Annotated in this window: 25 protein-coding genes and 1 tRNA gene; 11 read left to right on the plus strand and 15 right to left on the minus strand. The window is 72.0% G+C overall.

Features of this window, described 5'->3' with window-relative positions; translation table 11 throughout:
- Positions 1 to 23: 23 nt before the first annotated feature.
- The 3 genes from PX701_RS04120 to PX701_RS04130 all read right to left on the minus strand — a co-directional run bounded on the left by PX701_RS04120 (position 24) and on the right by PX701_RS04130 (position 3,904).
- On the minus strand, positions 24 to 1,667 hold the full coding sequence (locus PX701_RS04120; RefSeq protein WP_231430264.1) for a DNA repair helicase XPB: 1,644 nt from the start codon (positions 1,665 to 1,667) through the stop codon (positions 24 to 26).
- Between the two features lie 92 nt (positions 1,668 to 1,759).
- Positions 1,760 to 3,619 carry a helicase-associated domain-containing protein gene (locus PX701_RS04125; protein ID WP_275505550.1) on the minus strand — a complete coding sequence of 620 codons (1,860 nt, stop codon included), beginning with the start codon at positions 3,617 to 3,619 and terminating at the stop codon, positions 1,760 to 1,762.
- A 9-nt stretch (positions 3,620 to 3,628) separates the two neighbouring features.
- Positions 3,629 to 3,904: a multidrug ABC transporter ATPase gene (locus PX701_RS04130; RefSeq protein WP_231430266.1), complete on the minus strand. Its 276-nt coding sequence runs from the start codon at positions 3,902 to 3,904 to the stop codon at positions 3,629 to 3,631.
- Positions 3,905 to 4,015: 111 nt separating this feature from the next.
- Between PX701_RS04130 and PX701_RS04135 the strand changes: the two genes are divergently transcribed.
- On the plus strand, positions 4,016 to 4,396 hold the full coding sequence (locus PX701_RS04135; RefSeq protein ID WP_231430267.1) for a cold-shock protein: 381 nt from the start codon (positions 4,016 to 4,018) through the stop codon (positions 4,394 to 4,396).
- Entirely contained in the window at positions 4,389 to 5,120 is a 732-nt protein-coding gene (locus PX701_RS04140; protein ID WP_231430268.1) for a DUF3027 domain-containing protein, read from the plus strand. Before PX701_RS04135 ends, PX701_RS04140 begins: the two co-directional genes overlap by 8 nt.
- Here PX701_RS04140 and PX701_RS04145 read toward each other — a convergent pair.
- Together PX701_RS04145 and serC are read right to left on the minus strand one after the other, a co-directional pair.
- Entirely contained in the window at positions 5,084 to 5,359 is a 276-nt protein-coding gene (locus PX701_RS04145) for a DUF2530 domain-containing protein (RefSeq protein WP_275505551.1), read from the minus strand. The genes PX701_RS04140 and PX701_RS04145 overlap by 37 nt on opposite strands.
- Before the next feature lie 4 nt (positions 5,360 to 5,363).
- On the minus strand, positions 5,364 to 6,479 hold the full coding sequence (gene serC / locus PX701_RS04150) for a phosphoserine transaminase (RefSeq protein ID WP_231430270.1): 1,116 nt from the start codon (positions 6,477 to 6,479) through the stop codon (positions 5,364 to 5,366).
- A gap of 71 nt (positions 6,480 to 6,550) precedes the next feature.
- On the opposite strand from serC, the gene PX701_RS04155 reads away from it, so the two are divergent.
- From PX701_RS04155 to PX701_RS04170, 4 genes are all read left to right on the plus strand, one after another.
- Complete coding sequence (locus PX701_RS04155; RefSeq protein ID WP_275505552.1) at positions 6,551 to 7,243, plus strand: iron-dependent transcriptional repressor DtxR; 693 nt, start codon at positions 6,551 to 6,553, stop codon at positions 7,241 to 7,243.
- A gap of 229 nt (positions 7,244 to 7,472) precedes the next feature.
- Positions 7,473 to 8,327, plus strand: a complete 855-nt coding sequence (locus tag PX701_RS04160) for a C40 family peptidase (RefSeq protein ID WP_275505553.1) — start codon at positions 7,473 to 7,475, stop codon at positions 8,325 to 8,327.
- Positions 8,328 to 8,686: 359 nt separating this feature from the next.
- A complete protein-coding gene (locus tag PX701_RS04165) occupies positions 8,687 to 9,184 on the plus strand; it encodes an HNH endonuclease (RefSeq protein ID WP_231430273.1) in 498 nt (165 codons plus the stop codon).
- 251 nt (positions 9,185 to 9,435) lie between these two features.
- A complete protein-coding gene (locus PX701_RS04170) occupies positions 9,436 to 10,125 on the plus strand; it encodes a CHAP domain-containing protein (RefSeq protein ID WP_231430274.1) in 690 nt (229 codons plus the stop codon).
- A gap of 95 nt (positions 10,126 to 10,220) precedes the next feature.
- Here PX701_RS04170 and PX701_RS04175 read toward each other — a convergent pair whose 3' ends face one another.
- Positions 10,221 to 11,258 (minus strand): lactonase family protein, encoded by a 1,038-nt coding sequence (locus PX701_RS04175; protein ID WP_231430275.1) that lies wholly within the window; start codon positions 11,256 to 11,258, stop codon positions 10,221 to 10,223.
- A gap of 96 nt (positions 11,259 to 11,354) precedes the next feature.
- Here PX701_RS04175 and PX701_RS04180 point away from each other — a divergent pair.
- Positions 11,355 to 11,429, plus strand: a tRNA-Arg gene (locus tag PX701_RS04180).
- Positions 11,430 to 11,746: 317 nt separating this feature from the next.
- Here the strand turns inward: PX701_RS04180 and PX701_RS04185 are convergent.
- Positions 11,747 to 15,163: a DEAD/DEAH box helicase gene (locus PX701_RS04185; protein WP_275505554.1), complete on the minus strand. Its 3,417-nt coding sequence runs from the start codon at positions 15,161 to 15,163 to the stop codon at positions 11,747 to 11,749.
- Between the two features lie 48 nt (positions 15,164 to 15,211).
- Entirely contained in the window at positions 15,212 to 15,484 is a 273-nt protein-coding gene (locus PX701_RS04190; protein ID WP_275505555.1) for a hypothetical protein, read from the minus strand.
- 147 nt (positions 15,485 to 15,631) lie between these two features.
- Between PX701_RS04190 and PX701_RS04195 the strand changes: the two genes are divergently transcribed.
- Positions 15,632 to 16,708, plus strand: coding sequence for an ATP-dependent DNA ligase (locus PX701_RS04195; protein WP_275505556.1), 1,077 nt, complete (start codon positions 15,632 to 15,634; stop codon positions 16,706 to 16,708).
- Positions 16,709 to 16,738: 30 nt separating this feature from the next.
- Here PX701_RS04195 and PX701_RS04200 read toward each other — a convergent pair whose 3' ends face one another.
- Positions 16,739 to 17,257: an Lrp/AsnC family transcriptional regulator gene (locus PX701_RS04200; RefSeq protein WP_231430279.1), complete on the minus strand. Its 519-nt coding sequence runs from the start codon at positions 17,255 to 17,257 to the stop codon at positions 16,739 to 16,741.
- Positions 17,258 to 17,383: 126 nt separating this feature from the next.
- Between PX701_RS04200 and ald the strand changes: the two genes are divergently transcribed.
- Positions 17,384 to 18,481, plus strand: coding sequence for an alanine dehydrogenase (gene ald, locus PX701_RS04205; protein ID WP_231430280.1), 1,098 nt, complete (start codon positions 17,384 to 17,386; stop codon positions 18,479 to 18,481).
- Positions 18,482 to 18,662: 181 nt separating this feature from the next.
- Here the strand turns inward: ald and PX701_RS04210 are convergent, their stop codons facing one another.
- The 3 genes from PX701_RS04210 to PX701_RS04220 are packed head-to-tail and all read right to left on the minus strand — an operon-like array spanning position 18,663 to position 21,024.
- Positions 18,663 to 18,962, minus strand: coding sequence for a metal-sensitive transcriptional regulator (locus tag PX701_RS04210; protein ID WP_275505591.1), 300 nt, complete (start codon positions 18,960 to 18,962; stop codon positions 18,663 to 18,665).
- The gene (locus PX701_RS04215) at positions 18,956 to 19,264 is read right to left on the minus strand and encodes a rhodanese-like domain-containing protein (protein WP_231430281.1); all 309 of its coding nucleotides are present in this window, start codon (positions 19,262 to 19,264) and stop codon (positions 18,956 to 18,958) included. The genes PX701_RS04210 and PX701_RS04215 overlap by 7 nt, the downstream gene beginning before the upstream one ends.
- A gap of 29 nt (positions 19,265 to 19,293) precedes the next feature.
- On the minus strand, positions 19,294 to 21,024 hold the full coding sequence (locus PX701_RS04220) for an FAD-dependent oxidoreductase (protein ID WP_275505557.1): 1,731 nt from the start codon (positions 21,022 to 21,024) through the stop codon (positions 19,294 to 19,296).
- Positions 21,025 to 21,221: 197 nt separating this feature from the next.
- Between PX701_RS04220 and PX701_RS04225 the strand changes: the two genes are divergently transcribed.
- On the plus strand, positions 21,222 to 24,917 hold the full coding sequence (locus PX701_RS04225; RefSeq protein ID WP_420831043.1) for an AAA family ATPase: 3,696 nt from the start codon (positions 21,222 to 21,224) through the stop codon (positions 24,915 to 24,917).
- On the plus strand, positions 24,914 to 25,135 hold the full coding sequence (locus tag PX701_RS04230) for a hypothetical protein (protein WP_275505559.1): 222 nt from the start codon (positions 24,914 to 24,916) through the stop codon (positions 25,133 to 25,135). The genes PX701_RS04225 and PX701_RS04230 overlap by 4 nt, the downstream gene beginning before the upstream one ends.
- 33 nt (positions 25,136 to 25,168) lie before the next feature.
- Here the strand turns inward: PX701_RS04230 and mscL are convergent, their stop codons facing one another.
- The 3 genes from mscL to PX701_RS04245 are packed head-to-tail and all read right to left on the minus strand — an operon-like array spanning position 25,169 to position 26,577.
- Positions 25,169 to 25,597 carry a large conductance mechanosensitive channel protein MscL gene (gene mscL / locus PX701_RS04235; protein WP_275505560.1) on the minus strand — a complete coding sequence of 143 codons (429 nt, stop codon included), beginning with the start codon at positions 25,595 to 25,597 and terminating at the stop codon, positions 25,169 to 25,171.
- A 51-nt stretch (positions 25,598 to 25,648) separates the two neighbouring features.
- The gene (locus tag PX701_RS04240; protein WP_231430285.1) at positions 25,649 to 25,963 is read right to left on the minus strand and encodes an FmdB family zinc ribbon protein; all 315 of its coding nucleotides are present in this window, start codon (positions 25,961 to 25,963) and stop codon (positions 25,649 to 25,651) included.
- Positions 25,964 to 25,998: 35 nt separating this feature from the next.
- Entirely contained in the window at positions 25,999 to 26,577 is a 579-nt protein-coding gene (locus PX701_RS04245; protein WP_231430286.1) for a 5-formyltetrahydrofolate cyclo-ligase, read from the minus strand.
- Positions 26,578 to 26,747 lie beyond the last annotated feature (170 nt).

Below are 26,747 nucleotides of genomic sequence, written 5' to 3' on the forward strand. Positions count from 1 at the left end.
CGGGTCTCGGGCCGCTCGGGCGATCAGGCGGCCTCGAGCGCGTGCGCGTCGAGGATCGTGTAGCTGTAGCCCTGCTCGGCGAGGAACCGCTGCCGGTTCTGCGCGAAGTCCTGGTCGACGGTGTCGCGGGCGACGAGCGTGTAGAAGTTGGCGCTGAGGCCCGACTCCTTCGGGCGCAGCAGGCGGCCGAGCCGCTGCGCCTCCTCCTGGCGCGAGCCGTAGGAGCCCGACACCTGGATCGCGACGGTCGCCTCGGGCAGGTCGACCGAGAAGTTCGCGACCTTCGACACCACCAGGACCGGTGTCGTGCCCTCGCGGAACTCCTGGTACAGGCGCTCGCGCTCGTCGACGGGCGTCGAGCCGGTCAGCTGCGGGGCGCCGAGCACTTCGGCGAGCTCGTCGATCTGGTCGAGGTACTGGCCGATCACGAGGATGCGCTCGCCCGCGTGGCGGGCGACGAGCTCTTTCACGACGCCGAGCTTCGCGGGGGCGGTCGCGGCGAGCCGATAGCGTTCGTCGTCGGCGGATGCCGCGTATGCGAGCCGTTCGGACTGCGGCAGGTCGATGCGCACCTCGTAGCAGGCCGCGGGCGAGATGAAGCCCTGCGCCTCGATCTCCTTCCACGGGGCGTCGAAGCGCTTCGGCCCGATGAGGCTGAACACGTCGCCCTCGCGGCCGTCCTCGCGCACGAGGGTCGCCGTGAGCCCGAGCCGGCGGCGAGCCTGCAGCTCGGCGGTGAGCTTGAACACGGGTGCGGGCAGCAGGTGCACCTCGTCGTAGACGATGAGGCCCCAGTCGAGCGCGTCGAGCAGCGACAGGTGCGCGTACTCGCCCTTCCGCTTCGCGGTGAGGATCTGGTAGGTCGCGATCGTGACGGGCTTGACCTCCTTCACCTGACCCGAGTACTCGCCGATCTCGTCGACGGTGAGGGTCGTGCGCTTCAACAGCTCGTCGCGCCACTGGCGGGCGCTCACCGTGTTCGTCACGAGGATGAGCGTCGTGGTCTTCGCGGTCGCCATCGCGCCCGCGCCGACGAGGGTCTTGCCGGCGCCGCACGGCAGCACGACCACGCCCGAGCCGCCGTCGAAGAAGTTGTCGACCGCCTTCTGCTGGTAGTCGCGCAGGTGCCAGCCGTTCTCGACGAGGCCCATCTCGTGCGGGGTGCCGGGCGTGTAGCCGGCGAGGTCCTCGGCGGGCCAGCCGAGCTTCACGAGCTCCTGCTTGAGCTGCCCGCGCGCCCAGGGCGCGACGAGGAAGCTCCGCTCGTCGATGCGGTCGCCGACGAGCGGGGCGATCTTCTTCGCGCCGACGACCTCGGTGAGCACGGCGAGGTCGGTGCTCTGAAGGCGAAGCGCGCCGTCGTCGGTGCGGTCGATGACGAGCCGGCCGTATCGGCCGACGGTCTCTCGGAGGTCGACCGCGACCGTCTGGGGCACCGGGAACTTCGCGTACCGCTCGAGCGTCGCGAGCATGTCGTCGGCGTCGTGGCCCGCGGCCCTGGCGTTCCAGAGACCGAGGCGCGTGATGCGGTAGGTGTGGACGTGCTCGGGCGCGCGTTCGAGCTCGGCGAACACGGCGAGATCGTGCCGCGCGTCCTCCGCGAGGGGGTGCGCGACTTCGAGGAGGACCGTGCGGTCGCTCTGAACGATGAGTGGGCCGTCCGACATGACCGTCCAGTCTACGCCCGGTTCGTGGGCGCCCGGCCGGCGCGGATGCCTCGTGCTCGTCCCGGTCGCGTGGGTCGCGGTCGCGCTGCCGGCTACCCCTCCGGCGTCGCCGCGGGCGCCGGCGCGACGGCGGCGATGGCCGACAGCGGCAGCGTGCGTTCGATGTCGGCCTTGTGGTCGCGCGCGCGCAGCCGCCCGTTCGCCACGCTCGCGGGCGCGAGCAGGTAGTCGGCCGTGTCGCCGCCGGGCATGCGGACGGTCACGGTGAGGCTCTCTTTCGAGCGGGCGGCCGCCTCGAGCTGGCGGGCGAGCCAGGCCTGCTCGGTGCCGTCGCCGCCCTGCGTCGCCTCGAGGCGGTCGAGGAGCGCGGCGACGGGGTCGGCGCGAGGAGCGACGACCGGAGCCGGCGCGAGCCGGTGCCGCTGGAGGCGCACGATCTCGCCGTCGGCGTTCTCCGCGGCGACCGGGTACTTGGCGTCGGAGAGCGCCCAGAACACCACGTCGGGCGTGAACCGGGTGAGCAGCCGGTGCGGGCCGGCGCGGCGCAGCGCGAGCGAGGCGAGCGCCTGGTCGACGGCCAGCGTGCCGACGAGCTCGGCGTCGTCGGATCGGATGGAGGCCTGTGCGGGTGCCTCCGACTCGGCCGCGGCCGTGACCCTGACGGCGCCGAAACGTTCGGCGGCCTCGGAGACGAGGTACGCGAGCGGCTGCGGGATTCCGGTCAGCGAGATCGACGACAGGAACTCGAGGATCGAATCGGCACGCTCGCCCGCGGCGAGCGCGCGGTTCACGGATGCCGCGCTCACGCGATACGTCGATGCGAGGTCGCGGGCCTCGACGTCGGCGATGCCGCGGAGTCGCGCGTCGAGCTCGGGCTCGAGCGGCCCGGGCGCGACGATCGAGAGGTCGTGCTGCAGGTAGACGTGATCGACCTGGGCGGGGAAGTGGGCGGCGACGAGGTCGGCGGCCCGCTCGAGTTCGCCGGCGAGCACGAGACGGCCCGCTTCGACCGGCTCGCCGGAGACGGCGAGCCCGAGCGCCTCGGCCTCGCCGAGCAGGCGCTGCAGCCCGTCGTCGAGCCAGGCGCCGCCGGCGGGGTAGAGCCAGCGAACGTCGTCGCGGAGCGCCCCCGAGGTGAGCGTGTCGCTTCGCCGCGCGACGAGCTCCCGCAGCGTCTCGGGGATGCGATCGCGCCAGCACCCCGCGAGCACGATCCAGCGGCCGCGCGCCGACTCCATCGACCAAGCCGCGCCACGATCGGACTCGAGCCAGTACGCCCCGTCGCGCACGACGAGGCCGGCTTCGTCGGCCCGGTGGAACAGGCCGGGCAGCGCCTCGAGGGGCGTGCCGCTCGCCTCGGCGAGCCGCTTCGAGTCGGGCAGGGCGAGCCCGCCCTTCGCGAGTTCGCGGGCCGGTTGCGCACCGAGCGCGGCGAGCAGCTCGGCGGTCGCCGCGACCGTCGCGTACGCGGCGTCCGACGAGTGGCGCTCGAGCAGGGAGCGGTCGACGGGGTCGTCGCCCACGAGCACGGGCGGAGCGGGCGCGGCGAGCTCGGCGAGCGTCGGCAGGTCGACGCCCAGTCGTGGGAGGAGCCGGGAGGCGACGCCGGCGGGCACGTGCAGGTGCTGGTCGCCGCGCACCAGGAGGAGCGACTCGGCCAGGCGATCGATGAGCGTCGCCGAGGCATCCACCATCGATGCCGGCGCGCCGAGTTCGGCGAGGGTCCGCCGCACGCCGTCGACCGTCGAGGCCGGGTCGGCCGCCGCCACGAGCACGGCGAGGCGGGGCCGGTCGAGTCGCGCGATCGCGCGGTCGACCGAGTCGGGTGCGAGGAGCGACTCGGCGAGGTCGAACAGATCGTTGACCCCGGTGGCGTCGAACTCGCGCGACCGGAGCGCTGCGGCGAGGTCGTCCCGTGGCAGTTCGCGAAGTCGTCCGGCGAGTTCGAGCATCGTCTCCGCTCAGCTCGATCCGGCCCGCGTCTCGCGCGAACGGCGTACCGCGTTGACGATCAGCAGCGTGATGAGGAGCACGAAGGCGATCGGCAGGCCGAACCACGGGAACATGATGACGAACGGCCAGATGCCCTGGCTGAAGCCGTCGTTCGCAGCGGCGCCCGCGGCGCTGCCGATGATGACGGCGAAGAACGCGACGATCGAGCAGCCGATGATCGCCGCGAACATCACGGCGAGGACGCGTTCGGCGCGATGTTCGGTGATAGGGCCGGAATCGCTCACTCGTCAAGGATAGGGCAGCGGGGCGGCGCGTGGGTCGCCGGGACTCTAGACTGGAGGTTGAACGGCGCGTTGCTCTCGGCGCGCCGTGCGACGTATAAGCGAGGTTCTGCGATGCCCACCGGCAAGGTCAAGTTCTACGACGAGGAGAAGGGGTTCGGCTTCATCAGCTCAGATGACGGCCAGGAGGTCTTCCTCCACGCTTCCGCTCTTCCCGCCGGCGCGACCGTGCGTGCGGGATCCAAGGTCGAGTTCGGCATCGCCGACGGGCGCCGCGGGCCGCAGGCGCTCTCGGTGCGCGTCATCGAGACGCCGCCGAGCCTCGCGAAGATGAACCGGCGGTCGGCCGACGACATGGCCGTCATCGTCGAGGACCTCGTGAAGTGGCTCGACGCCGCCGGCAGCGACCTCCGTCGCGGCCGCTACCCCGACAAGGCGCGGGGCCGTCAGATCGCGGCGCTGCTGCGCAAGGTGGCTGACGAGCTGGATGCCTGAGCCGCGCGAACCCGACACGGCGGACGACGAGGTCGTCCCCGCGACGGCGACGGACGACGTCGTCGCCGAGACGACGACCGAACACGACGCGGCGCCGGCCCTCGTCGCGGACGAGGTGCTGCTCGCCTCGGCCTCGCTCGCCCAGCGCGCCCTGCTCGAGGTGACGGCGCCCGAGACCGTGGGCTCGGTCGTCGGGCACATCGCCGAGGGCGAGCACGTGCTCACCCTGCAGTTCGCCGCCGACCTCGCCGGCTATCCGGGCTGGCACTGGAGCGTCACGATCGCGAGGGTCGACGACGCCGAGCCGACGGTGCTCGAGACCGAACTCATGCCGGGGGAGCACGCGCTGCTCGCGCCCGAGTGGGTGCCCTGGTCGGAGCGGCTCGCCGAGTACCGGGCCGTCCAGGCAGCTGCGGCCGCCGAGGCCGCCGGGGCGGACGACGACGAGTACGACGAGACCTCCGCCGATGACGAGATCGACGACGACGAGGGTCTCGACGACGGCGAAGGCGACGATCACGACGAGGACGACGAGGACGACGGGCTCGACGAGGGGCTCGAGGCCGACGACGACTTCGACGGGATCGACATCGACGCGCTCGACGACGGAGACGACGACGAGGGCGACCACGACGACGATGCCGGCCAGGTCGATGGGGACGACCCATCGCCCGAGGTGGACGCCGCTCAGGCGCCCGAGTCGGAGACGCCCGCCGGCGACTGACGTGCGCGTCGGCGCATCGTCTGCACGACGCCGAGGCCGATGAGGCCGAGCGCGACCCCGACGACGGACGCCGCGGTGAGCCAGCCGAGGCCCGACGCCTCGAACCAGTCGCCGAACGCGAGGCACGCGCCGAGCAGGGCGATCCAGCCGATCGTTCCGGCGACGAGTGCCTTGCGCGCGTCGGCCCGGGCCGGCGCCGGATCGGGCCTGCGCTCGCTCTCGCTCAGCCAGAGCCGCATCGGGTCAGCCGATCCGCTCGAGCACGTGGTCGATCGAGGCGATGAGCGCTCGCACGTCGGCGGGTTCGATCGCCGTGAACGTCGCGATGCGCAGCTGGTTGCGACCGAGCTTGCGGTAGGGCTCGGTGTCGACGATGCCGTTCTCGCGGAGCGTCCTCGAGATCGCCGAGGCGTCGACGCGCTCGTCGAAGTCGATGGTGACGACGACCTGCGAGCGGTCGGCGGGGTCGGCGACGAAGGGCGTCGCGACGTCGCTCGCCTCGGCCCAGCTGTAGAGCAGCGAGGACGACTCGCGCGTACGCGCGTCGGCCCAGGCGAGGCCGCCGGAGGCGTTGATCCAGTCGATCTGGTTCTCCATGAGGAGGAGCGTCGCGAGGGCCGGGGTGTTGAGCGTCTGGTTCAGCCGGGAGTTGTCGACCGCGTTCTTCAGCGAGAGGAACTCGGGGATGTACCGGTCGGTCGCGGCGATGCGCTCGATGCGCTCGATCGCCGCGGGGGAGAGGATCGCGAACCAGAGGCCGCCGTCGGCCGCGAAGTTCTTCTGGGGCGCGAAGTAGTACACGTCGAACTCGCGTGCGTCGACGGCGGCGCCGCCGGCTGCGCTCGTCGCGTCGATCACGGTCAGTGCGCCGTCGTCGCCCGCGACCCTGGCGACGGGGGCCTGCACGCCCGTCGACGTCTCGTTCTGCGGCCACGCGTACACGTCGATGCCGGCAACAGCCTCGGGCCGCGCACTCGCGCCCGGAGCTGCGGTGCGCACATCGGGTGCCTCGAGCCACGGGGCACCGGCGGCCTTCGCGAACTTCGCGCCGAACTCGCCGAACGAGGCGAGCTGCGCGCGACGGTCGATGAGCGACGCCGACGCCGCGTCCCAGAACGCGGTCGAGCCGCCGTTGCCGAGCACCACCTCGTAGCCGTCGGGCAGCGAGAAGAGCTCCGCGAGGCCGGTGCGCACGCGGCCCACGAGGTCCTTGACCGGCGCCTGGCGGTGGGACGTGCCGAGGATCGCCGGGCCGAACTCGGCCAGGTGCGCGAGCTGCTCGGGACGCACCTTCGACGGGCCGCAGCCGAAGCGTCCGTCGGCGGGCAGCAGGGAAGCGGGGATCACGAGGCTCGGCATGCGACGAGTCTAGCGAGCGGGCGGCGGCCACTAGGCTGGATGACGGGCTGCGACGCAATGGGAGGACACGCGTGACCGATCTGATCGACACCACCGAGATGTACCTGCGCACGATCCTCGACCTCGAAGAAGAGAACATCGTCCCCCTGCGCGCGCGCATCTCCGAGCGTCTCGGTCACTCCGGTCCCACCGTCTCGCAGACGGTCGCGCGCATGGAGCGCGACGGACTCGTCGTCGTGACCGGCGACCGCCACCTCGAGCTCACCGAGACCGGGCGTTCGAAGGCCGTGCACGTCATGCGCAAGCACCGGCTCGCCGAACGCCTGCTCGCCGATGTGATCGGGCTCGAATGGGAGTACGTGCACGACGAGGCATGCCGTTGGGAGCATGTGATGAGCGAGCAGGTCGAGCGACGCATCATCGAGATCCTCGGCAGTCCGAAGGAGTCGCCCTACGGCAACCCCATCCCCGGCCTCGAGGAACTCGGGCTCGCACCCGCCGATCCCTTCCTCGCCGGCGTCGTCAACGTGGTCGAGCTCGTCGCCGATCGCGACGAACCGGTGCGCGGCACGGTGCGCCGCCTCGGCGAGCCCGTGCAGTTCGACCCCGAGCTGCTCGGCCAGCTGAAGCAGGCCGGGATCGTCCCCGGCGCCGTGGCGACCTTCAGTCGTGCCGGGGGCTACGTGCTCGTGCGCGTCGACGGAGCGGGCGGCGGCCTCGAGCTCCCGACCGAGGTCGCGAGCCACATCTTCATCGCCGAGTGATGGCGCATTCTGGCCGCTGATCGGGTGATCTGCGCCGCGCCGTGATCAGAATGTGACATTCGGGCGGCACTCGCGTACCCTCGTACGAGTCTGCTGGCGAGAAGCCCGCCGGTGGACCAGGGTCGAGACGCCTCCCGCGTTCCACTGCTCGATCCGGTACCCGTGAAGCGCCGCGTGCGCAACAGGTGGAGCGGCATCCAGGTGTCGCGGGGCGACGGAGGTACACGTTTTGGCTCGACTCTCACGGCGTCGGCTCTCGAAGAGCCGCACCCGCGGGGCCGCGACGAAGGCGATCATCGCCTCGAAGGCGCCCCAGAATCCCCCCACTCCCGATCTCGCGAAGGCTGTCGCAACGAAGCCGCTGCCGTCGACCCGCCGGTTCCGGCGCGGCGGTCTCGCGAACATCATGGTGATGACCGTCGCCGCCGGCATCGTCGGCACGCTCGCGATTCCCGCCTACGCCATCGCCCCGGGCAGCATCGGTCCGCAGTTCGGCGAGACCGATGCGACGAAGCTCTCGAAGGCGCAGGCCCAGACCGTCGAGGTGACCGACGACGTGATCGCCGCCCCCGTCACGGAGGACGGGTACAAGACGGTCACCGGTGAATCGATCCGCGCCGCCGAACGCGCTGCGGCCGAGGCCGAGGCCGCTCGCATCGCCGCCGAGAACGCGATGGCCTCGTACGCCGCGTCGTACGACGGGCCGAGCGCTTCGGAGCTCCTCGCGAACCCGCCGTACCCCGACTTCGACCTCGCGAGCGTCTACGACGTCGCCACGCAGTACGTCGGCGTTCCCTACGTCTACGGCGGCGCGACGCCCGCCGGCTTCGACTGCTCCGGTTTCGTCATGTACGTCTACGCGCAGTTCGGCGTCAGCATGCCGCACTCGTCGTCCGGCCAGGGCGCCATGGGCACGGTCATCTCGGAGGCCGACGCGCAGCCGGGCGACCTCGTCATCATGGACGGCCACGACGGCTTCTACGCCGGCAACGGCATGATCCTGCACGCGCCGTACGAGGGGGCCTCGGTGCGCGTGCAGCCGATCTGGACGAGCGACTACTACATCGTCCGAATCGGCATCTGAACATGAACACCGCGTGACTCGCACGCGACGAACGGCGCGCCGGGAGTATCCGGCGCGCCGTTCGTGTTCTACCCTGAAGCCCTGACGATCCCAGAATCCGAGCAGGGGGAGGGCGATGGCGGGCTGGCGCAGCATCCATTCCACGGATGCGCGCGCGCATTTCGACCATCGGCCGAGCAGTCAGCCGAGCATCATCCGGGCGAGCACTTCGACGGGCACTGTCTTCATGGCGGTGCCCGTTTCGCGTTCTCCGGGGCTCGGCGCTGCACGCCCTGCCGGTTCGGCCAGGACGGCCGACACCGGGTCGCCGAACCGTCCACGCGGCTGGAAGCCATCCAGCACCGAACGAAAGGCCCCCCATGCGCACTCTCGTGCTCAACGCCGGATATGAACCGCTCGCCGTCGTCTCGTTCAAGCGGGCGCTCCTGCTCGTCATGAACCAGAAGGCCACGGTCCTCGTGCACGAGGAGGGCAATCCGGTGTGCGCGGCGAGCGGAAGCTGGCAGCGACCCAGCGTGATCCTGCTCACGCGCTACGTCAGGGCGCCACGAGCGCACCGCATTCCGGTGACCCGACGCGGCGTGCTCCGACGCGACGATCACCGCTGCGCCTATTGCGGACGCAGCGCGGCGACGATCGACCACGTGCTTCCACGTTCGCGCGGCGGGCGCGACACGTGGGAGAACCTCGTGGCATGCTGCCTGCGGTGCAACAACGTGAAGAGCGATCGCACTCCGGCGGAGATGGGCTGGGAGTTGCGCTTCACCCCCAAGATGCCGCACGGACGCACCTGGGTCGTACGGGGCGTCGAGCGCCCGCTGCCGCAGTGGAGCGAGTTCCTCGCGGCCGCCGCCTGACGTCCGTCCACCGGTTCGGGACACGCGGGGGAGTCGGCGCGGGTCGATCGTGACAAAGCGTCGCGACGTGCCCTAGGGTAGGTCGGGTGCGGAGCCGCCCCCGAGAACCCGAGCACGGTCGTCGTGCTGCCGAGGCCCGGTCGACGCATCGGACGGCACGGCGCGTTCCGTCCCCGCGCCAGGCGCCCGCACCGAGCGCGACGGCCCGTTCGCGGGACCGCCGGTTGCGGGTGCTCTCGACGATCGTCATCGTGCCCGCGATCGTCGGCACGGTCGCGCTGCCGGCCTACGCGATGGTGCCGAACGGCACCGAGTTTGAGGCATCCGGAGCCTTCAGCAAGTCGGTCGCCGAGGCGCAGGGGCTCAGCGTCGGCGCAATGGCGAGCGATGCCCCGATCACGGTCGACGGCTACGCGGTGACGACGAAGGCCGAGATCGAGGAGGCCCGGCTCGCGGCCGAGGAGGCCGAACGGCGAGCCTGGGCGGCCGAACTCGCGTCACGGGGCAACGGCGCGTACGCCAAGCCGGCCGTGCAGGCCCAGGGCGACGACTACCCCTGGTGGGACCAGCTGCCCGACGACTACGGCGGGGGGCTGTCGCCGCTGCGCTACTACTACCGGGAGTGCGTCGACTTCGTGGCGTGGCGACTCAACCGCGATGCCGGGGTGACGAGCGCCCCGTGGAAGTGGGACTGGTCGAACCTGGCCTCCGGCAGCGCCTATGCGTGGGCCGACGAATGGGTCGCCCACGGCTGGCCGACCTCGTCGACGCCGGTCGTCGGCGCGGTCGCGTGGTTCCCCTACAACCACGTCGCCTACGTGCAGTCGATCAACGCCGACGGTTCGGTGAACATCGAGGAGTACAACCAGAACTCCGACCACTCGTACCACCGGCGCACGATCCCCGCCGGCGACGCGCTGTACCTGTACCCGCCGGTCTGACGGGCTGATCCGGCGGTCGAGCAGCGCCGACGGAGCCGACCCGGTGGGTTCCGTCGGTCGAGTAGCGCCGACGGAGTCGACGCGTATCGAGACCCCTACGGCACCCGTGCGAGGCAGGCCGGCGCCGGCGTCGACACGGTGCCGACGACCTCGACCGGCACGCCTTCCCCGTCGAGCGCGACGATCGCGATCGAGTCGGAACCCTGGTCGGCGATGAGCGCGAATCGCTCGTCGCGCGTCAGCTCGAGGTCGCGCGGGTGGCGGCCGCCGGTCGGCACGGTCGCGACGAGCTCGAGCGTCGCGGCATCGCGGTCGAGCCGCAGGCCGCGCAGCGCGTCCGCGTCACGGTCGCCGACGAGCACGATGCCGCCGCGCGTGAGGCGGATCGCAGAGCAGCCGAGGCCGCGCGGAGGCGTCTCGGGCCCGATCGGGAACCAGCCGAGCTCGCGGCCCTCGGCGAGGTCGACGACGCTCGCGGTGCGGTCGAGCTCGTTCGCGGTGACGGCGAGGTCGCCGCTGACCACGAGATGGCGGGGCCCGGCGCCGGCGTGGATCACGATGTCGGCGGCCGGGTCGTGCCCGAGCGATTCGGGGAGGGCGGCGAGGCCGACGACCCGCACGCGGTCGGCGCCGAGATCGGGCACGAGCAACCGGTCGCGCGCCGAGTCGAGGACCGCCTGGTGCGGGTGCGACGACTCCTGGCGCGCTCGGTCGGGACCGGTGCCGGCGAACTCGGCCTCGAGCACGGCGTCGCCCGAGGCATCCGGTGCGATGTGGTGCACCGTGAGCCGACCGCCCGAGTAGTTCGCGGCGAACGCGAGTTCGCCCGACTCGTCGAAGGCGACGTGACAGGGATCGCCCGACGCGGAGCCGGCACGGCCGAACGCGGCGAGCCCGTCGCCCTCGAGGGTCCAGGTCGAGACACGCCCGTCGGTGAGCTCGTGCGCGATGGCGAGCACGCCGTTCGCCGGCGAGATCGCGAGGAACATCGGGTTCTCGCCGACCTCGACGGGGTCGCCGAGCACGGCGCGGCCCTCGGTGTCGACGTCGAGCGATCGCACGCCCGTCGCGGCGGAGCCGAGGGCTCCGAGCGTCGAAGCGCCGACCCAGAACCTCGTGGTGCCGTCGGCCATGATGCCCGCCTTCCGTCGCTCGCGGACGAGCCGCTCCATGGCGCACCCGCGTGCGCCGCGTTCCACGGTAGCGGAGCGGCTAGACTCTTCGGGTCAGCCTCTGTAGCTCAATGGAAGAGCAACTCCGTCCTAAGGAGCAGGTTGGGGGTTCGAGTCCCTCCAGGGGCACCACGCGTGCTCGAGCCGAATCGTCCAATTCGGGACGTTCGGCACGTGTCGTCCCCCTGACCGGGGGACGACACCCGATAAAGTCGAAGGACTCCGCGACGTGGCGGCGGCGATGATTCGGGTTCATCGCCTCCTCGTTACTGCGTGCGCGGAGAGCGACGGGGGAGAAGCTCGGGGGTATGTGCTCCTTCCTCGCCTTTGCGACGCGTGTGCCTTCAGGTGTACGCCGTCGATGGGCTCGCGACCCTACCCGCGTGGGCTGTCGACGGCCGGGCCGGTGATTCCCCCTCACCGGCCCGGCGGCACCTCGTCGGCCCTGCTCAGGGCTGGATCAGCCCGCGGAGGTCGTCGGCGGTGAGCGCCGTCGCGAACAACTCCTCGTCGTCCATCACCGACGAGACGAGCGCCGCCTTCTTCTCCTTGAGCGCCATGACCTTCTCCTCGATCGTGTCCTCGGCCACGAGTCGGTAGACCATGACGTTCTTCGACTGCCCGATGCGGTGCGCCCGGTCGACCGCCTGGGCCTCGCTCGCGGGATTCCACCAGGGGTCGAGCAGGAACACGTAGTCGGCCTCGGTCAGGTTGAGCCCGAAGCCGCCGGCCTTCAGGCTGATGAGGAAGACGGGCGAACCGCCGGTGCGGAACCGGTCGATGACCTCGCTGCGGCGGCGGGTCGCGCCGTCGAGGTAGGCGTAGGGCACCCCCGCCGATTCGAGACGGGCGGCCGCCAGCTGCAGGAACGACGTGAACTGGCTGAAGACGAGCGCGCGGTGGCCTTCGGCGACGACCTCGTCGAGCTGCTCGAAGAGGGCGTCGAGCTTCGCCGAGGGCACGTCGGCGTACTGCTCGGAGTCGATGAGCGCCGGCGAGAGGCTCAGCATGCGCAGCAGCGTGAGGGAGCGGAAGATCGTGAACCGGTTGCGGTCGAGATCGTCGATGAGGCCGAGCAGCTTCTGCCGCTCGCGCTGCAGGAATGTGTCGTAGATGCGGCGGTGCGCGGGGTCGAGCGCGACCGCCAGCACCTGCTCCTGCTTCTCCGGCAGCTCCGGCGCGACGAGCTCCTTGGTACGGCGCAGCACGAGCGGGCGGATGCGTCGGCGGAGCGTCGCGAGCCGCTCGGTGTTGCGGTCGTTCTCGATCGGGCGGCGATAGCGTTCGGCGAAGGCCCGTGCGGAGGGGAAGAGCCCGGGCGCGACGACCTTCATGAGCGCCCACAGCTCCATGAGGTTGTTCTCGACGGGCGTTCCGGTCACGGCCAGCCGGAACGGCGCACGGATGTCCCGGGCCGCCTGGTTCGCCTTCGAGTTGCCGTTCTTCACGAACTGGGCCTCATCGAGCACGAGCCCGGCCCACTCGGGCTCGGCGAAGGCCTCGGCGTCGAGCCGCAGGATGGCGTAGCTCGTCACGACGAGGTCGGCGCCCGCGATCGCGTCGGCGAGCCGCACCCGGCTCGCCGCCTGGGTCGCGGTGACGGTCGCGACCTTCAACCCCGGCACGAAGCGGGATGCCTCGCGGGCCCAGTTCGACACGACCGAGGTCGGCGCGACGACGAGGAAGGGCGGCTCCGAGGCATCCAGCTCGCGGGCGTGGGCGACGAGCGCGAGGGTCTGGGCCGTCTTGCCGAGTCCCATGTCGTCGGCGAGGATGCCGCCGAGCCGGTGCCGGTGCAGGAAGGCAAGCCAGCGGTAGCCCTCGAGCTGGTAGGGACGGAGCTCGAGCGCGAGGCCCGCGGGAGGTGCCACCGGGTCGATGCGCTCGAGGGAGCGGAGCCCGGCGACCGTCTCGCGCCAGGACACCGCGGCTTCGGACTCGTCGGCGAGGTCTTCGAACTCCGACCACAGCGCCGTCTGGGTGCGATGGATGGCGAGTTCGCCGGTCTCCCACTCGTCGAGGGTCCCGGCCTCCTCCAGGAGCTCGCGCAGCGGCGCGAACACCTCGTGGTCGAGCGAGAGGTAGCTGTGGTCGACGAGGAGCAGCTTCTTCTGCCCGCGGGACAGGGCACGGAACAGCGGGCCGAACGGCACCTTCTTGCCCTCGACGGTCACGATCACGCCGAGGTCGAACCAGTCGGTGCGTTCGCTCTCGACCGCGGTGACGGCGAGCCTGGGTGCCTCGGTCAGCTCGCGGTACTCGGGTGCCTCGCCGGTCTCGTCGATGCGCAGGCGTTCGAGCTCGCGCAGTCGCGGCAGCACGCGGGTCGAGAACTCGGCCGCCTCGATGCCGCGCAGCACGGTCGTCGGCCGCAGCGCGGGGTCGGAGCGTCCGTCGCGCGCTGCGGCGCGCAGGAGCGGCGCACCCGCCGGCTCGTCGGCGGCGATCCCGGCGGCCTCGAACGCCGGCCGGCGTTCGAGCACGGGATCGTGGAACTCGGCGTCGGGCACGTCGAACGGCAGCCGGCGGCCGCCGTCGGCCTCCCATTCCCAGCCGATGCGGAGCACCTGGCCCGGTTCGTGGGCGAGGACCGCGACGAGCGTCGCGGGCGGCAGCTCGGGAAGGTCGACGGCCGGGTCGTCGCTCGAGATCCGCAGTGAGCGGGCGAGGACGGGGTACTGCTCGCGGGTGAACGTCGCGACCTCGTCGGCCGGCACGACGATCGGTTCGCGTCGCCGGACCGCCGCCCGCGCGGCGGGACGGAGCGGCGCGGCGAGCGGGGCGAGCACGATCCGCCCACGGGCGAAGTCGAAGACGTAGACGCCGTGGTCGCCGATCAGCCGAGCGCGTCGGCTCGCGTGGCGCTCCCCGTCGACGGTCACGCTCGAGGCGAGCTCGAGCGCGATCGGGGTCGGCGCGTCGGCGACGGGCTCGAGCCGGTTCGTCGCCGAGGACGAAGCTTCGGCGTCGTCCGTCGGCGCCGCCTCCGTCTCGGCGTCGGCCCGCCGGACCTCGAGGCCGATGTCGGCGGCGGCGGCCACCGAGATCTCCGTGCGCGCCCCGGTGCCCACGAACTCGATGCCGTGGGCCGGGGCGGCGGCCAGCAGCGCCCACAGGGTCGCACTCTCGTAGTCGTCGAGCGAGATCCACGCGGAGCCGTACTCGGCGAACCCGGCGTGCCTCGCGCCCTTCAGCATGGAGAACTCGGCGAACCAGCGTGCCTGTCGCGGGTCGAATCCGCCCGCCCGCCCCTGGAAGCCGACGTTCTGCCAGGTCAGGTTCGCCTTGATCCAGCCGCCTCGTGCACCGCGGGTCACCGGTCGAACGGCGAGCCGTTCGACCGCCTCCTCGTTGGTCGCGGGTTCGTCGCGTGCCGACTGGCGCGCCCCGCGGCGGGTGATCCGTTCGCGGAGCTCGAACTGCAGCGCGAGCGGCTGCCGCGGCGCGGCCTCGACGTCGGTCGCGGTCGCGGTCGCCGTGAGCGCGTTGAGCGCCGTGCGCCACTCGGGCTCTGCCGGATCGACGGGGGACGCGGGCGCCGGCGGCGCCTCGTCGAGGCGATGGCGCTCGCCGGAGGCGAGGAGCACGGCCGCGACGTGCTTGCAGTTGCGCGAGACCGGGCAGGTGCAGGTGCCGGAGAGGATCGTGGTGCGGCCGGGGACGCCGAGGTCGAGGCGGACCTCCACCCGGTACGGCGCCGTCGCGGTGCCGTCGACGGCTGCCGAGAGACGGAAGCCCGAGGCATCCCAGGCGAGGTGCCGGACCGCGCCCGCGCGCTCGACCGTGCGCCCGCGACTGAGACTCAACGGCCCGACGAGTCGGGCGATCGCGAGCTCCTCGACGAGCGGGTAGGAATCGGAGGGCATCCGTCTATCGTCGCATCACGACGATGCCCTGCGCACACCGGACGGCGCTCAGGTCCAGTCGACGGCGTGCATCCAGCCGGCGATGTACGCGCGCTGGTTCTCGTCGAGGTGCACGCCGATGCGCGGCGTCGGGCCCACTTCGAGCTCGCACAGCTCGAAGATGCGGCGGACGACGACGGCACGCAGCGGAGCCTCGAGGTTCTCGAGGATCTCGCGTCGGAGCGTGCCCTCGAGCATCGGCCACCACAGGCCGATCGGCGGCAGCGCGAAGTCGGGGTCCCGGTCACGACGATGAACGGGGCGGTCGATGATCGAACTCATATCAGCTCCCTCGCGGTCGACTCGCTCATGCCGACGTCCCCGTCGGTCGCTGACGACGCTACGCGTCGGCGACGCGGCACGGCGAGGGATTGACCCCGCCGTGGGGGCGTGCTACCGCTCGTCGGCGGCCGGGTGCAGGATGGTCGAATGGATCTCCCGGTGATGCCGCCCGTCGCTCCCATGCTCGCCAAGTCGGTGAAGGAGATCCCCGATGTCGGGCACGTCGAACCGAAGTGGGACGGCTTCCGCACGATCGTGTTCAAGGACGGCGACGAGGTCGAGCTCGGCAGCCGCAACGAGAAGCCGATGACCCGCTACTTCCCCGAGCTCATCGAGGCGCTGCGGCGCGAGCTCCCCGACCGGTGCGTCGTCGACGGCGAGATCGTGCTCGTGCGGGGCGGCCGGCTCGACTTCGACGCGCTGCAGCAGCGCATCCACCCCGCGGCGAGCCGGGTGAAGCTGCTGGCGGAGGAGACCCCGGCCTCGTTCGTCGCGTTCGACCTGCTCGCGCTCGGCGACGACGACCTGACCGGCACGCCGTTCGGCGAGCGGCGTCGCCGGCTCGAACAGGCGCTCGCCGAGGCATCCGACCCCGTGTTCGTGACGCCGGCGACGGCCGACCTCGACGTCGCCCGCGACTGGTTCACGCGCTTCGAGGGTGCCGGGCTCGACGGGGTCGTCGCCAAGCCGCTCGAGGGCGCGTACCTGCCCGACAAGCGCGCGATGTTCAAGATCAAGCACGAGCGCACGGCCGACTGCGTCGTCGCCGGGTACCGGTGGCACAAGTCGGGCGACGTCGTCGGGTCGCTCCTGCTCGGGCTGTACGGCGACGACGGGCGGCTGCACCACGTCGGCGTGGTCGCCGCGTTCTCGATGGCCCGTCGCGCCGAGCTCGTCGCTGAGCTCGCACCGCTCGTCGCCACCGACCTGTCCGACCACCCGTGGGGAGAATGGGCCGAGGCCCAGGCGCATGCGACGACCCGCATGCCCGGAGCGGTGAGCCGGTGGAGCGCCGGCAAGGACCTCTCGTTCGTGCCGCTGCGGCCCGAACGCGTCGTGGAGGTCGCGTACGACCACATGGAGGGCGACCGGTTCCGGCACACGGCGCAGTTCCGCCGGTGGCGGACCGACCGCACGCCCGAGAGCTGCACGTACGCACAGCTCGAGGCGCCCGACGGGCTCGACCTCGGTGAGATCCTGCCGCTCGGTCCCGCCGAGGGTTGAAGAGGCGCGGAGCGAGGTCGCGAACCAGGGTCAGAGCACCGCGCGAAGACCCGCCGACATCGCCGTGTGGTGCTCGAACACGAGGTTCGTCTCGGTGAGGGCGACGGCCGGGTTCGCCGAGAGGTTCTTCAGCACGAACTGGCGGACGTGGTCGCTGTCGCGCACCCGCACGTGGATGAGGAAGTCCTCCGTGCCGCCGAGGAAGAAGAGCTGGGCGACCTCGGGCTCGCGTCGCAGGTCGTCCGAGATCTGCTCCATGAGGTGCCTCGCTCCGGGTCGGATGCGCACGCTCACGAGCGCCTGCAGGTGGTAGCCGAGCGCGGCCGGGGAGATCTCGGCCGTGTAGCGCACGATGACGCCCCGCTCGCGCAGCGAGCGCACGCGGGCGAGGCAGGTCGACGGCGAGACGCCGACGGCGCGGGCGAGCTCGACGTTCGGGATGCGGGCGTTCTCGTGGAGGAGCGCGATGATCTGCCGGTCGATCGCGTCGAGTGCGACCGCCGTGGGGTCGGACCCCGGGGCGCTGATCTGCGGTGCATCGGTCATCATGCGACCACCTTTCGAACGAACGAACAGGATTGGTCGATGATACCGAATTTTCCACGGTGGTTCTTTCTCGACGACGAACAACCGGCGATGATATGAGGAACACCCCACACACCATTCGGAGCCAACATGCGCATCGGCGTGCCTGCTGAGATCAAGAACAACGAATTCCGCGTCGCGATGAACCCCGCCGGCGTGCACGCGCTCACGCAGCGCGGGCACTCGGTCGCGATCGAGGCCGGCGCCGGCCTCGGCGCGGGCTACACCGACGCCGAGTACACCGAGGCCGGTGCCTCGATCGTCGCCACCGCCGCCGAGGCGTGGTCGGCCGAGCTCGTGCTGAAGGTCAAGGAGCCGATCGCGAGCGAGTACGGCTACCTCCGCGACGACCTCACGCTCTTCACCTACCTCCACCTCGCGGCCGACCTGCCGCTGACGAAGGCCATCCTCGACTCGGGCGTCACCGCGATCGCCTACGAGACCGTGCAGCTCGCCGACCGCTCGCTGCCGCTGCTCACCCCCATGAGCGAGGTCGCCGGCCGGCTCGCCCCGCAGGTCGGCGCCGCCGAGCTGCACGCCTCCAAGGGCGGCCGCGGCGTGCTGCTCGCGGGCGTGCCCGGCACCGCCCCCGCCAACGTCGTCGTCATCGGCGGCGGCGTCGCGGGCGAGCAGGCTGCGGCGACCGCGCTCGGCCTCGGCGCCGACGTCACCGTGTTCGACATCTCGCTGCCGAAGCTGCGCGAGATCGACGGCCGCTACCACGGCCGCATCAAGACGATGTCCTCGTCGTCGTACGAGATCGCCCGCGCGCTGAAGACCGCCGACCTCGTCGTCGGCGCCGTGCTCATCCCGGGTGCGGCCGCGCCGAAGGTCGTCACCGACGAGATGGTCGCCACGATGAAGCCGGGCGCGGTGCTCGTCGACATCGCGATCGACCAGGGCGGCTGCTTCGAGGGCTCGCGCCCGACCACGCACGCCGAGCCGACCTTCAAGGTGCACGACGCGATCTACTACTGCGTCGCGAACATGCCCGGTGCGGTGCCGGCGACCTCGGCGCCCGCGCTCATCAATGCGACGCTCCCGTACGCGCTGAAGATCGCCGACCTCGGCTGGGAGGCGGCCCTCGACGCCGACCCGGCGCTCGCCAAGGGCCTCAACGCCACCGCAGGCAAGCTCACCAACGAGCCGGTGGCCCTGGCGCACGGTCTCGAGTACTCGGCTCGCTGAGCTGCTCGATCGTGGGTGCCTCGGCCGAGGCACCCACGCGCTCGATCGTCACCCCTCGCAGCCGATCGGCCGCCACTGCACAGGCGGCCGCGAGGGGTGCGCACCGTTGCGACCCGCGTGCTCCCACGCGGGTCGTGACCGGATGCCCCGCCCGCGACCCGCGGGCGGGGCATCCGTCGTCTCAGGCGAGGCTGAGGAAGAGCCGTTCGAGCTCGTCGATCCCGATCCGTCCGCTCGCGGGCTCGTCCGATCCCTCGGCTGAACGGGGCTCGGCCTCGTCGGCGAGGCACTCGCGCAGCGCCGCAGAGATGATCGCGAAGCCCGCCTTGTCGAGTGCGCTCGAGACCGTCGCGAGCCGGGTCACGACGGTGCGGCAGTCGGCACCGGACTCGACGGCCTCGATCACCGCGGTGAGCTGCCCGCGTGCGCGCTTCAGCCGGTTCGCGATGCGCCGCTGCTCCTCGAGGGCGGTGCTCACGATGCGCCGCCGAGCTCGACGGGCAGGCCCTCGCGGTACCAGCCGACGATGCCGCCGTCGATGTTGACGGCGTCGAACCCGTGCTGCTCGAGGTAGACGACCGCCTGCGCGCTGCGGCCGCCCACGTGGCACAGCACGTACACCGTGCGGTCGCGCGGCACCTCGTCGAGGCGGGCCACCAGCTCGCCGAGCGGGATGTGGTGGGCGCCGTCGATGCGCGCCTGGGCGACTTCGGCCTCGTCGCGCACGTCGATGAGGTAGGCGTCGTCGGTGGCGTGCACCTCGGCGGGGGAGAGGGATCGCACTCGGGCTCCTTCGTCAGCGGATGGGTCGGTCAGGCGGCGCGTTCGCCGTCTGCGGGGTCGGATGCCGCAGCCGCGGCGAGTTCGCGGGCGCGCATGCCGTCGCGCCAGGTGAGGAAGCCGCCGTCGAGGTTCACGACGTCGTGGCCGAGACCGGCGAGCAGCCGGGCGGCGGTGTGCGCGCCCTGCCCCACCCGGCAGTGCACGACGATCCGCCGGCCGGCGAACTCGGCGTGGCGTTCGCGCAGCGCTTCGACGGGGATCCAGGTTGCGCCGGGGATGCGCCCCTCGTCGAGCTGCGTCTCGGCACGCACGTCGATGAGTACGGCGCCGCGTGCGAGCTCGTCGTCGAGCTCGTGCCATTGGACGACCCGGTCCTCGCCGCTCGCGAGGTTGCCCGCGATGTAGCCGAGCTGGTTGATCGGGTCCTTCGCGTGCCCGTACTGGGGTGCGTAGGCGAGCTCGAGGTCGGCGAGCTCGGAGGCGGTGAGTCCGGTCGCGATCGCGGTGGCGATGACGTCGATGCGCTTGTCGACGCCGTCGGTGCCGACGGCCTGGGCGCCGACGATGAGGTCGGTGGCGGCGTCGACGACGAGCTTCAGCGACATGGGTGCGGCGCCGGGGTAGTAGCCGGCGTGCGAGGCGGGATGGGAGTGCACGATCCGCACCGCCCGGCCGCGTTCGCGCGCACGCCGTTCGCTCCAGCCGGTCGAGGCGACGGTGAGTCCTGCGGCGTCGACGATCGCGGTGCCGAGGGCGGGGCGGGCGGGTCGTGGTGCGCCGGCGATGACGTCGGCGACGGCGCGGCCGTGCCGGTTCGCGAGGCCCGCGAGGGGTGCGAGCCGCGCCGATCCGTCGATCGCGTCGCGCTGCTCGACGACGTCGCCGACGGCGAAGATCGACGGGTCGCTCGTGCGGTGATCGTGGTCGACGACGATGCCCCCGGAGGGGCCGGTCGCGAGGCCCGCGGCGACGGCGAGGACCGATTCGGGGCGCACGCCCATCGCCGCGAACACGATGCCGGCGTGCAGCCGGGTGCCGTCGTCGAGCTCGACGTGGTCGTGGGCGACGCGCCGCACGTCGCGGCCGAGCTCGATGCCGATGCCGCGCCGGGCGAGATGGTCGGCGACGGGCGCCGCCATCTCGGGGTCCAGACCGCCGAGCACCTGCTCGCCGCGCTGCACGAGCGTCGTCGCGACGCCGCGCCGCACGAGGTTGTCGGCGAGCTCGATGCCGATGTACCCGCCGCCGATGACGACGGCCGGGCCGGCATCGCCGACCGAGGCGAGGGCGGCCATGATGCCGTCGAGGTCGTCGAGCGTGCGCAGCACGTGGATCGGGGCGTCGTCGTCGACGTCGTCGGGGCGCCGCGGTGCGGCCCCCGTCGCGAGCACGAGTTCGTCGTAGGCGATCGACGCGACGCTCCCGCTCGCGAGGTCGCGCACCGAGACCGTCTTCGCGGCGGGGTCGACGGCCACCGCCTCGTGGCGCACCCGCGCATCGATGCGGAAGCGCTCGGCGAGCCGCTCGGGCGTCTGCAGGGCGAGGTCGTCGCGTTCGGCGATGACGCCGGAGACGTGGTACGGCAGGCCGCAGTTCGCGAACGAGACGGCGCCGCTCCGTTCGAGCACGATGATCTCGCGCTCCTCGTCGAGCCGGCGCAGGCGGGTCGCGGCCGACATGCCGCCGGCGACGCCGCCGATGATGACGGTGACGGGCGGGCGGATGGCCGAGCTGGGGTCGCGGGTGGGGATCAGGCGCACTCGACGACCCTAGCATGTATACCCATGGGGTATCCGGGAACCAGCTGAACGGGGCCGACCGCGGCGATGCTCCGAGGATTTCGCGCGTTTCGTCTTAGGGTGTCGGTGTGCAGCGGCTCGATCGGAACCAGGACGACGAGGACGAGATCCTCGGCGACGAGCCCGACGCCGCCGCCGACCAACTCACTCCGGAACCCATGCAGCAGGACATCACCCGCCCCGACGGCCTCAGCCTCGGCGACCCGGCCCTCGTCGCCGGCAACGTCGCCGAACCCGCCTGGCGACGCTGGAACTCCGAGCTCGCCGCGGTCGGCGGCCGCTCGCCGCTCGTCCGGTTCGTCGACACCCCGCGCAGCCGCATCGAGCTCTCGACGACGCACCCGGGCGGCCTGCCGCAGTTCATCACGGGCAAGTCGACCCTCCTGTCGAGCCTCATCCGCGACGAGCTGGCGCTGCGCAACGCGCGGCTCGCGGCGGCCGAGATCACGCAGAAGGGCATCGAACTGCGGAGCGTCCGCGGCGTCGAGTCGGTGCACCTCGCCATCGGGCTCGCCTCGTGGCGCAACGGCGGCGAGGAGTACCTCGCCCCTGTGCTGCTCCGTCCGCTCGCCATCCGTCGCTACGGCCGGGACTTCGAGCTCAAGCTCAAGGGCCAACCCTTCCTGAACCCCGCGCTGGCCCGCGAGCTGCGCGACCAGTTCCAGATCACGCTCGACGCCGACGCCTTCGTCGCACTCGCGATCACGAACGGCGTCTTCAAGCCGCAGCCCGTCATCGACCGGCTGCGCGGGCTCACGAGCCACCTGCCCTGGTTCCAGGTCGCTCCGCGGCTCGTGGTCTCGTCGTTCGCCGAGGTCGGGCCCGAGATGGCGATCGACGCCGCGAAGCTCGATCACCCGGTGATCGACGCGCTCGCCGGCAACCCGGCCGCGCGCGCCGCCGTGACCGCCGCTCGCGGTGAGCGCGTCAAGCCCGTCGGGCAGGACGACCGCCCGCCCTCGACCGACACCCTCCTGCTCGACGCCGACCCCGAGCAGGAGCAGGTCGTCGCAGAGATCGAGCAGGGCACCTCCGTCGTGGTGAAGACGCTCCCCGGCACGGGCGGCACCCAGACCATCGTCAACGCCATCGGCGCGCTCGTCGCGAACGACAAGCGGGTGCTCGTCGTCGGCGCGCGGCGCGCGAGCCTCGACGGCATCGCGCATCGACTCGGGCAGGTCGGCCTCGGCGGCGCCGCGGTGACCACGCCGGGTCTGCGGCGCGAGCTCATCCAGTCGATCTCCCGCAACGAGAAGGCCGAGCGGCCGCGGGTCGCCGACGTCGACGACGCGCTCGTCCGCCTGCGCAAGGTGCTGCTCGACTATCGCACCGCCCTCACGCGTCCCGATCCCGAACTGCACGTGTCGGTGCTCGATGCGCTCAGCGAGCTCGCGCGGCTCGCGCTCCTCCCGGCACCGCCGTCGACGACGGCACGGCTCGACCGAGCGGCACTCGCCGAGCTCGCGACCGGCCGCGGAGACGTCGCGCGCGACCTCGCGCGCGCCGCCGAGCTCGGCGAGTTCCGCTACGGCCCGGGTGACTCGCCCTGGTACGGCGCGTCGTTCACGTCGTCGGCAGAGGCGACGAACGCCCACGAGCTCGCGAAGCGGCTGAGCGCCGTCGAGGTGCCGCGGCTCCTCGAGCGAGGCCGCTCGCTCATCGCGCAGACCCGCCTCCGCGAGTTCGAGTCGATCGCCGAGCTCGGCGTGTTCCTCCGGCTGCTGCTCGACGTGCGAGAGACCCTCGACCGGTTCCAGCCGTCGGTCTTCGACCGGCCGCTCGGCGAGCTCATCGCCGCGACCGCCCCGCGCCGCGAGTCGGGGATGTCGGGTGCGAATCGCCGGCGCCTGCGCCGTCACGCGCTCGAGTTCGTGCGCCCCGGGGTGCACATCACCGACCTGAACGCGGCGCTCCGAGGCATCCAGCAGCAGCGAACCCTCTGGCAGCGCTACTCCGACGCGGGGGCGATCCCCGGCGTCCCGGTCGGCATCGACGACGTGCACGTCGCGTACCAGCACGTCTCGAGCGACCTCGCGACCCTCGACGCGCCGCTCGACCTCGTTGGCACGCCGCGCCAGCTCGGCGCACGGCCGATCCGCGATCTGGTGGCGACCCTCGCCGGCCTCGCCGCCGACTCGGAGGTGCTCGCGAACCTGCAGGAGCGCACCGCGATCCTCGGCCGGCTGCGCGAGCTCGGGCTCGACCCGCTGCTCGTCGACCTCGCCAAGCGCCACGTTCCCGAGCCGCGCGTCGCCGACGAGCTCGAGCTGGCCTGGTGGCAGTCGGTGCTCGAGCAGGTGCTCGCGGGCGAGAAGGCGCTGCTCGGCGCGAACACGACGGTGCTCGACCGGCTCGAGGGCGACTTCCGGCTCGTCGACGAGGCGCACGCGTCGGCTGCGGGTCCGCTGCTCGCGTGGCGCCTCGCCGAGAACTGGAAGGTCGCGCTCGTCGACCACCCCGAGGAGGCCGCGGTGCTCAAGCGGTTGCTGCGCGGCGATCGCCTGCGCGCCGACGCGCTCGTGACCGAGGCGCCGAACCTCTTCCGCGTGCTCGCCCCTGTGTGGCTCGCCTCGCCCTACGAGGTGTCGGCCGTCGACGACCGCATCGCCTTCGACACCGTCATCCTCGTCGACGCCGGGGCCACGACCATCGCCGAGAACCTCGGGGCCATCCGCCGGGCGAAGCAGGTCGTCGCCTTCGGCGACCCCGTCACGCAGACGCCGACGCTCTTCGAGACCGGCATCGACGACGGCGAGACGCCGCCCGACCGCGATCACGAGCACGGCGGCGTCGACGCCCTGCACGCCGATTCGGCGCTCGCGCGGCTGGGCGAGCTGCTGCCGACGCTGACCCTCACCCGCAGCTACCGCGCCGGCGGCGAAGACCTCGCGGAGCTCGTGAACCGGCGCTTCTACGGCGGCCGCATCGTGTCGCTGCCGTGGGCGGGCAGCTTCCTCGGGCACGGCAGCCTCGGCCTCCACTACGTCTCGGGCAACGGGCTGCCCGACTCGGTGACCGGCACGGTCGAGTCGATCGACTCCGAGGTCGCGAAGGTCGTCGAGCTCGTCATGGAGCACGCCGTCAAGCGTCCGCGCGAGTCGCTCATGGTGATCACCGCGAGCACGCGGCATGCGGCCAGGGTGCACCAGGCGGTGCTCGCCGCGTTCGCGAAGCGCACCGACCTGTCGGACTTCATCCTCAAGGACCGGGCCGAGCCGTTCACGGTGCTGACGCTCGAGCAGGCCGTCGCCCAGAGTCGCGACCGCGTCATCTTCTCGATCGGCTACGGTCGCACCCCGCACGGCCGCCTGCTCTCGAACTTCGGGTCGCTCGGCCAGCCGGGCGGCGATCGCCTGCTCGCCGTCGGCATGACCCGCGCTCGCCGTTCGATGGACATCGTCTCGGCGTTCCGCCCCGACGACATCGACGAGTCGCGGCAGAGCCACGGCGTGCTCGCCCTCGCGAACGTGCTGACGCAGACCGAGGAACGCGCGGCCGACTCGGGAGAGCGGATGGAGGTCGGCTCGATGCTGCGCGACCTCGCGTCACGGCTCGAGCGGCGAGGCATCCGGGTCAGCGTCGGCTACCGCGGACGCCTCGCGCTCGCCGCCGCCCACGCTGGCAAGGCGGTCGTGGTCGAGACCGACGATGCGTTCGCGGGGCAGAGCCTGCGCGAGTCGCTGCGGCTGCGGCCCGATGTGCTGCGCCGGCTGGGGTGGCACTACCTGCGCGTGCACAGCTTCGAGCTGTTCGGCAACCCCGACGCGGTCGCCGCTCGGGTCGCGAGCGTGCTCGGCAAGCCCGACCCGGTCGACGACGGCGCCGAGGTGCGCGCCGCCGGTTCCCGCCCGTGACCGACGAGCCCGAGCCGCGCCAGCGCGTCGAGCGTGCTCCCGGACGTGCCCGTCGGGCGAAGCTCACGCCGGCGCCGGGTTCCGACCCGTCGCCCGAGGCGCCCGTCGCGCCGGCCGAGGGCGATCAGTCGGGCGACACGACGGGGATGCCTCGGCGCACGTCTCCCGACGACGAACGCCTGCTGCGCGACCGGCCGCCGCACTGGCGGCGCGACTGAGCCTCGACCCGTCGTCGGACGGTCGATGTCGCGCTACTGGTCGCTGTGGCGGCCCGAACCGACCACGGACCCCTGCTCGGCGAGGAGGTCGCGGATCTGGGCGAGCACCGTGAGCTCGGTCTCGGGCTCCTCGGGGTCGGGCTGCCCCGCCTTGCGCTTCTGCTCGGCGCGCTCCTTGAAGTGGTTCATCGGCATGACGAACACGAAGTAGACCACGGCTGCGACGGCGAGGAAGGAGATGATCGCGCCGATGACGGAGCCGAAGCTGAACTTCGTGTCGCCGACCGTCCAGACGAGTGCCTGGTCGAGGCTGTCAGCCTTGAACAGGAGGCTGATCAGCGGGTCGATCAGGTTCGCCACGATCGAGTTCACGACCGCCGTGAACGCCGCGCCGATGACGACCGCGACGGCGAGGTCGATGACGTTGCCCCGCATGATGAATTCCTTGAAGCCCTTGATCACGGCCTTCCCCCTCCGGTGTCGATTTCGGACGGGCACCACGCTAGCCGAGGCTCAGGACGATGCCGAGGCGCCCCCGCCGGTCGACGCCGGCTTCGACGAGCCCGAGCCTGACGAGCCCGAGCCCGACGAGGATGACGCCGACGAGGCATCCGACCCGCTCTTCGAACCCCCCGAACCCGCTGAGCCGCCCGCGCGCGAGTCGGTGCGGTAGAAGCCCGAGCCGTTGAAGGTCACGCCGATCGTGTTGAAGAGCTTGCGCAACTTGCCGCCGCAGACCTCGCAGACCGTGAGCGCGTCGTCGGTGAAGGCCTGGTGGATGTCGAAGGCGTTGTCGCACTCGGTGCAACGGTAGGAATAGGTGGGCATTGCAGTCTCTCGGTGGTGGGCGGCGGTGCGCCGGCTCAGAAGGCGATGATGCGGGTGGGGGTCACGACGCCGTTGACGGGCTGATCGTGCACCTCGCGCGGCACGTGCTCGACGAACTCGCTGTCGAAGACCACGGCGTACACCGGAGGACATTTTCCCATCGACCCGAGGGTCTTGTCGAAATAGCCGCGGCCCCAGCCGAGGCGCATGCCGGTGGCGTCGATCGCGGCGGCCGGAATCACGATGAGATCGACGTCGTTGATCGCCATCGGCCCGAGCAGCTCGCCCTCGGCCTCCGGCACTCCGGTGGGACCGAGCCGCTCGGTCTGCTCCTCGCCCACGGTCCAGTCGAGCAGCCCGTCTTCGCGGGTGATGGGGAAGAGCACGCGGATGCCTCGGGCCTCGGCCCAGTTCACGAAGGGGCGCGTGTCGGGCTCGGAGGGCATCGAGAGGTAGCACGAGATCGAGTCGGCGCCGGTGGAGCCGATGAGCTCCTGGAGGCGGGCCGTGAAGCCCTCGGTGGCGTGCGTGCGCTCGTGCATCGACATGTTCTGGCGGCGCTCGCGCAGCTCCGCGCGCAGGATGCGCTTCTGGACACCGGGATCGTCGGGCATGGCTCACATCCTAGGCGGAGGCGGAGGCGGAGGCGGAGGCGGAGCCGGCCGGACCGGTCGCAGCCCGGATGGAAGGATCCCAGCCGGTACGCTGGAGCGCATGACTCAACGGATCACGAAGGCGGTCATTCCTGCGGCGGGGTTGGGGACGCGGTTCCTGCCGGCGACGA

The organism is Agromyces chromiiresistens, from assembly GCF_029167465.1.
In the GTDB taxonomy this organism is placed as follows: Bacteria; Actinomycetota; Actinomycetes; order Actinomycetales; family Microbacteriaceae; genus Agromyces; species Agromyces chromiiresistens.

Coding starts and splice junctions, on each gene's coding strand:
- PX701_RS04120 (WP_231430264.1), bottom strand. CDS start 1,667: ATGTCGGACGGCCCACTCATCGTTCAGAGCGACCGCACGGTCCTCCTC.
- PX701_RS04125 (WP_275505550.1), bottom strand. CDS start 3,619: ATGCTCGAACTCGCCGGACGACTTCGCGAACTGCCACGGGACGACCTC.
- PX701_RS04135 (WP_231430267.1), top strand. CDS start 4,016: ATGCCCACCGGCAAGGTCAAGTTCTACGACGAGGAGAAGGGGTTCGGC.
- PX701_RS04140 (WP_231430268.1), top strand. CDS start 4,389: ATGCCTGAGCCGCGCGAACCCGACACGGCGGACGACGAGGTCGTCCCC.
- PX701_RS04145 (WP_275505551.1), bottom strand. CDS start 5,359: ATGCGGCTCTGGCTGAGCGAGAGCGAGCGCAGGCCCGATCCGGCGCCG.
- serC (WP_231430270.1), bottom strand. CDS start 6,479: ATGCCGAGCCTCGTGATCCCCGCTTCCCTGCTGCCCGCCGACGGACGC.
- PX701_RS04165 (WP_231430273.1), top strand. CDS start 8,687: ATGCGCACTCTCGTGCTCAACGCCGGATATGAACCGCTCGCCGTCGTC.
- PX701_RS04175 (WP_231430275.1), bottom strand. CDS start 11,258: ATGGCCGACGGCACCACGAGGTTCTGGGTCGGCGCTTCGACGCTCGGA.
- PX701_RS04185 (WP_275505554.1), bottom strand. CDS start 15,163: ATGCCCTCCGATTCCTACCCGCTCGTCGAGGAGCTCGCGATCGCCCGA.
- PX701_RS04190 (WP_275505555.1), bottom strand. CDS start 15,484: ATGAGTTCGATCATCGACCGCCCCGTTCATCGTCGTGACCGGGACCCC.
- PX701_RS04195 (WP_275505556.1), top strand. CDS start 15,632: ATGGATCTCCCGGTGATGCCGCCCGTCGCTCCCATGCTCGCCAAGTCG.
- PX701_RS04200 (WP_231430279.1), bottom strand. CDS start 17,257: ATGATGACCGATGCACCGCAGATCAGCGCCCCGGGGTCCGACCCCACG.
- ald (WP_231430280.1), top strand. CDS start 17,384: ATGCGCATCGGCGTGCCTGCTGAGATCAAGAACAACGAATTCCGCGTC.
- PX701_RS04225 (WP_420831043.1), top strand. CDS start 21,222: ATGCAGCAGGACATCACCCGCCCCGACGGCCTCAGCCTCGGCGACCCG.
- PX701_RS04240 (WP_231430285.1), bottom strand. CDS start 25,963: ATGCCCACCTATTCCTACCGTTGCACCGAGTGCGACAACGCCTTCGAC.
- PX701_RS04245 (WP_231430286.1), bottom strand. CDS start 26,577: ATGCCCGACGATCCCGGTGTCCAGAAGCGCATCCTGCGCGCGGAGCTG.